The organism is Geminicoccus flavidas (assembly GCF_009806515.1).
Lineage (GTDB): Bacteria > Pseudomonadota > Alphaproteobacteria > Geminicoccales > Geminicoccaceae > Geminicoccus > Geminicoccus flavidus.
The window spans coordinates 1-4,653 of the sequence record NZ_WUJP01000507.1 but is presented as its reverse complement, the minus strand read 5'-3'; the positions used below and the strand labels follow the sequence as shown (position 1 = coordinate 4,653).

5 protein-coding genes and 1 pseudogene are annotated in these 4,653 nt (G+C 68.4%); 2 read left to right on the top strand and 4 right to left on the bottom strand.

Annotated elements, in window-relative coordinates:
• A partial coding sequence (locus EQG76_RS14310) for a TAXI family TRAP transporter solute-binding subunit (protein ID WP_159714601.1) occupies nucleotides 1-597 on the bottom strand: 597 nt, incomplete at its 3' end.
• A 197-nt stretch (nucleotides 598-794) separates the two neighbouring features.
• Between EQG76_RS14310 and ald the strand changes: the two genes are divergently transcribed.
• Complete coding sequence (ald, locus tag EQG76_RS14305) at nucleotides 795-1,907, top strand: alanine dehydrogenase (RefSeq protein ID WP_159714598.1); 1,113 nt, start codon at nucleotides 795-797, stop codon at nucleotides 1,905-1,907.
• Between the two features lie 129 nt (nucleotides 1,908-2,036).
• Nucleotides 2,037-2,972, top strand: a complete 936-nt coding sequence (locus EQG76_RS14300; protein WP_159714595.1) for a DUF2971 domain-containing protein — start codon at nucleotides 2,037-2,039, stop codon at nucleotides 2,970-2,972.
• Between the two features lie 25 nt (nucleotides 2,973-2,997).
• Here the strand turns inward: EQG76_RS14300 and EQG76_RS14295 are convergent.
• The 3 genes and pseudogenes from EQG76_RS14295 to EQG76_RS14285 form a co-directional block, all read right to left on the bottom strand.
• Nucleotides 2,998-3,281: pseudogene (locus tag EQG76_RS14295) on the bottom strand (BrnA antitoxin family protein).
• The gene (locus EQG76_RS14290) at nucleotides 3,253-3,441 is read right to left on the bottom strand and encodes a BrnT family toxin (RefSeq protein ID WP_159714592.1); all 189 of its coding nucleotides are present in this window, start codon (nucleotides 3,439-3,441) and stop codon (nucleotides 3,253-3,255) included. The pseudogene EQG76_RS14295 and the gene EQG76_RS14290 overlap by 29 nt, the downstream one beginning before the upstream one ends.
• Before the next feature lie 144 nt (nucleotides 3,442-3,585).
• Nucleotides 3,586-4,653, bottom strand: a 1,068-nt coding sequence (locus tag EQG76_RS14285; RefSeq protein ID WP_159714589.1) for a cation:proton antiporter domain-containing protein, incomplete at its 5' end; no start/stop codon positions are given.

Genomic DNA, 4,653 nt, shown 5'->3' with positions numbered 1-4,653 from the left:
CACCCGCATCCGGCCGAGCGCTTCCACCGCGTCGATCTCGACCAGCGTCACCTGCTCGGCACCCAGCCCGAACGCGTCCAGCACCCGGCGGACGGTGACGGCAGTGCCCGAGCCCGCCGAGCCGATCGCCACCCGCATGCCGCGCAGGTCACGGATCGCGTGGATGCCCACACCCGGCAGGGTCACCAGGTGCAGCGCCTCGTCGAACAGGGAGCACAGGCCCCGCAGCTTCTGGAAGGGCGGGCTGCCCTCGAATGGCCCGGTCGCGTTGGCGGCGAACCAGGCGACGTCGGCCTGGGCGAAGCCGCTCTCGACCTCGGCACTCTCGATCGCCTCGACATTCTCCACCGAGCCGCGCGAGGACTGGACCAGCGCCACAAGCCCCTCCACGCCGCAGCCACCACCCTGCTGGCACGGCCGACCGCCCTCGGGTGCCCCGATCACGCCGGCGATCGCGGTGCCGACCGGGTAATAGGTGCTGGACGGCGCGCCGGTCCGGATCCGGAAGAAGCTCGCCGCCCGGGCATAGTGCGACACCAGGAGCGAGCCCGTGGCGGCACCGAGCGATCCCAACAGCAGGCGACGTGACAGCGACATCCGTCCCTCGCGAGGCCGGCGATGGCACCGAGATAGGTCCGGGCGCCAGGGCCTGCCAAGGTGAAACGCAGCGCGCCCCGCCCGGTGCCGTTCGGCTGTGGCCTGCGCACCCGGCGCGCACCCGCTCCCGTGCGGCAACTGGCGCCGGGCGCGCCTTCCGCTTAGCCTGCCGTGCCCGCGGGAAAAGGAGGCTGGCGATGCGGATCGGGGTCTCGAAGGAGATCAAGAGCCACGAGTATCGGGTGGGCCTGGTCCCTTCCAGCGTGCGCGAACTGGTCCATCATGGGCACGAGGTGCTGGTGGAGACTGGGGCCGGGGCCGGGATCGGCTATGACGACGAGGCCTACCGGCGCGCCGGGGCCCGGATCGTGACCGATCCGGCCGAGCTGTTCGCTCGGGCCGCGATGATCGTGAAGGTGAAGGAGCCGCAGCCCAAGGAATGGCGGATGCTGCGCGAGGGCCAGGTCCTGTTCACCTATCTGCACCTCGCCGCCGACCGCGGCCAGACCGAGGCACTGCTGGCGTCCGGTGCGGTGTGCATCGCCTACGAGACTGTGACCGACCGGCGTGGTCGCCTGCCGCTCCTGTCGCCGATGTCCGAGGTGGCCGGGCGCATGTCGGTCCAGGTCGGCGCCCACTGCCTGGAAAAGTCACAAGGCGGCTCCGGCACGCTCCTGGGCGGCGTGCCGGGCGTGCCGGCCGGGCGAGTGGTGATCCTGGGCGGCGGCGTGTCCGGGACCAACGCCGCCCGGATGGCGATGGGCATGGAGGCGGCGGTGACCGTGATCGACCGCTCGCTGGAGCGGCTCTACGAGCTCGACCTGCAGTTCGGCCCAACCCTCAACACCATCTTCTCCACGATCGACGCGATCGAGCAGCACGTGACGGGGGCGGACCTGGTGATCGGAGCGGTGCTGGTGCCGGGCGCCGCGGCGCCCCGGCTGATCACGAGGCAGATGATCCAGCGGATGAAGCCGGGTTCGGTGTTCGTCGACATCGCGATCGACCAGGGCGGCTGCGCCGAGACCTCCAGGCCCACCACCCATGCCCTGCCCACCTACCAGGAGGACGGCGTGATCCACTATTGCGTGACCAACATGCCGGCTGCCGTCGCCCGCACCTCGGCGCATGCGCTCAACAATGCAACCCTGCCCTATGTGCTGGCGCTGGCCAACCGTGGCTGGCAGGCGGCGCTGGCCGAGGATCCCGGCCTGGCCGCAGGGTTGAACGTCCATTCCGGCAAGCTGACCCATGCGGCGGTGGCCTCGTCGCTCGGGCTGCCGTTCACGCCATGGCCCGGCCGGGCATGAGCGCCGGCACCTGGGCTCCCATGGGGCTTCCTTTGCTTGAGCGTTGATTCGATCGCTCAAGTGGATCCAGCCGAAGATCCAGCTGTTAAGGAGGCTGATGCACGAGCAATCCCACAAGGCCGAAACTACATGCCTGCGGAAGACCAATCAAACCTTCGGGATTTTCTCGTCCGACACCTTGTAGATCATGCCCCCCTCCCGAACGGCGCCATCTACCATTATACGAACGGCCACGGTCTTATTAAGATCATCGGTAGTGGCACGTTGCTGGCCAGCCAGATCGGCTGCCTGAACGACAGCATGGAAATGACCTATGCCTTCGACCTGCTGCGGGAGCGGATGGCAGAGGCAATGAAGAGCGGCCGGCATGCGCGCGTGCAGGCCGGTTTCGAGCGGATCATCCAGCGGCTGGAGAGCTTCAGGCCCGAAGCCATGTCCGTCTACGTCACCTCGTTCACCGAGGATGCCGATTCGCTCAGCCAGTGGCGCGGCTACGCCGAGGGCGAGGCCGGGTTCGCGATCGGTTTTGATCCCGGCTTATTGGCCGGGGCCCGCCGTCACCAGTCCAGCTACCTGCTCAAGGTGGAATACGACCCCGACCGGCAGCGCGCTCTTCTGGACGATGTCATCCGCTGGACCGACGAACATTTCGCGCCGGGCCGGGAAAGCGCCGGCACCGCGTCGGGCGAGCGCTGGGCCGAGGACTTCGCCACAGGCTGGCTGGACACGCTGACCTCGCTCGCCGCCTGCCTGAAGCACCCAAAGTTCGACGACGAGCGTGAGTGGCGGATCGTCTACTACGCGCGCGACGCCGACCTGGCCCGGATGCAGTTCATCCAGCGCCGCGCCACTATCTCCAGGCACATTCCGCTCACCTATGGCCCCCTCACGCAAGAGGAAGCGCCGTCCGATCCGAGGCTTCCGATCACGGACATCGTCATTGGCCCCTGCCGCTATCTCGACTCCACGAGATATGCGGTGGCCGACCTGTTGAAGGCGCGAGGCTACCGCCTGGATGACGATGCCGCGATCAAGACGTCCAAGATCCCCTACCGGCTGATCTAGTCGGACAGGAGCCTGTGCCGCCGCCTCACGCCGCGCCACGATGCTCCCGCAGCCATTCGCGCAACGCGTCGTTCATCCGGGTCTGCCAGCCGCTCCCTCCGCCCGGAACGCCGCCACCACATCGGCATCCAGTCGCATGGTCACCGGGACCTTGCGGCCGCTGCCGGCGGGGCGGCCGGGGCCGCGGCTGACCAGCCTGAGCCGCCTGAACTCCTCGTCCGACAGCTCGTAAGTGCCGGGGTTCTTGGCGATCGCGGCATTGCTGGCGGCGTCCTCGGCCTCAGCCGGTGGCAGCAGCTTGCGCTTCATAGGGCCTGAATTCCCTCAGATTGGCCTTACGCAGGCTGATGACGTGCAGGACGTCGTCGCGGCGGGTGAACACGACGCAGTAGAGCCTGCCGTCCATGGACGCGTAGCCGATCTCCCGCAGCTCGCCATAGTCGCGCCGCTCGTCCGGCTTCACCAGCATCAAGCCGCTCCGCCGCCAGCAAGCCGATGCCGCGCTTTGCGAGGTTCGGCGGGTCCTTCGCCGGATCGCGGCTGAACCGCATCAAATAAATGTATGTACGAAAATAACAGGTCAAGCGGTTCTGCCGGCGCCACCGTCCCGGGGCTAGCCCTGCGCCGGCAGGGCCGGGACCGGCTCGGCCTGGGCCACCGCCGCCTGCCGGTTCATCTCGGTGCGCTGGCGGACCAGTTCCAGCAGCTTCTGGCGCAGCCCGGGATGGTGGCTGACGAACTGCCTAAAGTCGCGCTGCTCCAGTGTCTGGAACTGGCAGTAATCCAGCGCGGTCACGTCGGCCGAGCGGCGGCGGCCGCTCAGGAGCGCCATCTCGCCGAAAAAGTCGCCCGGGCCCAGCCGGATGTCCTGGCCGTTCACCCGCACCAGTACCGCACCCGCGGTGATGAAGTAGGCGGCATCCGGCCGGTCACCTACCCGGATGATCCGCTCGCCCGGCTGAGCGGTGCGCGGCCGGAACAGCATGAGCAGGTCCTCCCGGCTCGTCTGGTCGAGGTCGGCGAAGATCGGGAAGCGCTCGATCAGGCTGGTGATCTGCAGGGAGCGGGCCTCCTCCCGTGCCTGGCTCTTGCGGCGCAACTCGTCGAGCCGGCCCTGCAGGCTCAGCTGGCGGTCCTTGCCGAACTCCTCGAACCAGGCGGGGAAGCGCGCGCGACCCTGCTCCCGCAGCCAGTCCACTGCGATGAAGCAGACCGAGTTGAGGGTGATGGAGAGCAGGGCTCCGGCCAGGATCAGGTCCTGGCCCTCTTCCGGAAGTAGCCCCATGCCAATGCCGAGGCCGGCCAGGATGAAGGAGAACTCGCCGATCTGCGCCAGGCTGGCCGAGACGGTGAGCGCCGTGCCGACCGGAAAGCCCAGCAGCTGGACGATGGCAAACGCCGCGAGCGACTTGCCGAGCGTGATCACCAGGAAGACCGCCAGCACCTTGAGCGGCTCCTCCACCAGCACGAAGGGGTCGAACAGCATGCCCACCGACACGAAGAACAGGATGGCGAACGCATCCTGCAGCGGCAGCGAGTCCGCGGCCGCGCGGTGGCTGAAGTCGGATTCGCTCAGGACCACGCCCGCGAAGAAGGCGCCGAGCGCGAACGACACGCCGAAGATGGTGGCCGAGCCGTAGGCGATGCCCAGGGCCACCGCCAGCACCGAGAGGGTGAACAG